Source organism: Stenotrophomonas sp. 05L44_2, from assembly GCF_056665995.1.
The window spans coordinates 1-1358 of the sequence record NZ_JBFTNR010000916.1; the positions used below are offsets into that span (position 1 = coordinate 1).

The window sequence follows — 1358 nt, forward strand, 5'->3', positions numbered from 1 at the left end:
GGGTGGGTGCCGGCGAGGGCGATTCGACCCTGCGCGATGAGTGCGAACTGGCCGAACGCTATCTGTCGATTGAATCACTGCGCCTGGGCGACCGCCTGCGGGTGCATTGGCAGCGCGATGAACCCCTGCCCTGGGACCTGCCGATGCCGCGGCTGGTGCTGCAGCCGCTGGTGGAAAACGCGGTGCTGCACGGCATCTCGCGCCTGCCCGAAGGCGGCACCATCGAGCTGCATCTGGCCTGTGTGGGCAGCGAGCTGCAGATCCGCGTACGCAATCCTGCACCGGATCCGCAGGTGCCCGGGCTGGCCCTGGCCCAGGGAGCGGGCCACGCCCAGCACAGCATCGGCCATCGCCTGAGCTGGCGCTTCGGCCGCGCCGCGCGGATGACGGCTGGCTGGAGCGAGGGCTACTATGCCTGCCAGGTGACAGTGCCGATCCAGTGAGGGGACGATCGTGAGGGTAGTCATCGCCGATGACGAACCGCTGGCGCGCGAGCGCCTGCGCAGCCTGTTGGCCGCGCAGGAAGGGGTGGACGTAGTGGCCGAGGCCGGCAACGGCGAGCAGGCCCTGCACGCGTGCGCCGAACTGCAGCCGGACCTGGTGCTGCTGGATATCGCCATGCCCGGCCTGGACGGCCTGGAAGCGGCCCGCCACCTGGCCAGTTTCGAGCCCAGGCCGGCGGTGGTGTTCTGCACCGCCTACGATGCGCACGCGCTGTCGGCGTTCGAGGCAGCGGCCATCGATTACCTGATGAAGCCGGTGCGCGCCGAGCGGCTGGCAGCGGCGATCGCGCGTGCCCGCACCTTCCTGGCCGGCCGTGACGGGCAACCCCAGCACACCGGCGGCCAGGCCCGCAGCATGCTGTGTGCCCGCCTGCGCGGCAGCCTGCGATTGATTCCGCTGGACGATATCCACTATCTGCAGGCCGAAGAAAAGTACGTGGTGGTGCATCACGCGCGTGGCGAGGACCTGATCGAGGAATCGTTGAAGTCGCTGGAGGAGGAGTTCGCCAGCCGCTTCGTGCGCATCCATCGCAACTGCCTGGTGGCGCGCCACGAGCTGGTGGAGCTGCGGCGTGGCAGTGGTGGTCAGGTGCAGGCGGTGCTGCGGCATGGCAAGCAGCCGCTGGAAGTGAGTCGGCGCTGCGTGGCGACGCTGAAGCAGGAATTGCGGCATCTGTAGGTTTTCCGCGCGGCCTGCGGCCGCGACTGCTTCGAAATCAACAGCAACAGCAACAGCAACAGCGGGTTGGTCGGCTCTGTGTTGTTGCCTGTTGGGTGAGGCGGGATGGGCGGGCGGGACACGCCGTAAACCCATCCATGGGGGCTCGATGGCGCCATCCATGGCGCCAACGGTCC

The 1358-nt window shown here is 68.5% G+C and carries 2 protein-coding genes; both read left to right on the forward strand.

The features are described 5' to 3' along the window. Positions 1 to 443: sensor histidine kinase (locus AC1VAN_RS21940; RefSeq protein ID WP_480986759.1), on the forward strand; the 443-nt coding region annotated here is incomplete at its 5' end. Between the two features lie 10 nt (positions 444 to 453). After that, positions 454 to 1182 (forward strand): LytR/AlgR family response regulator transcription factor, encoded by a 729-nt coding sequence (locus AC1VAN_RS21945; protein ID WP_025879008.1) that lies wholly within the window; start codon positions 454 to 456, stop codon positions 1180 to 1182. Positions 1183 to 1358 lie beyond the last annotated feature (176 nt).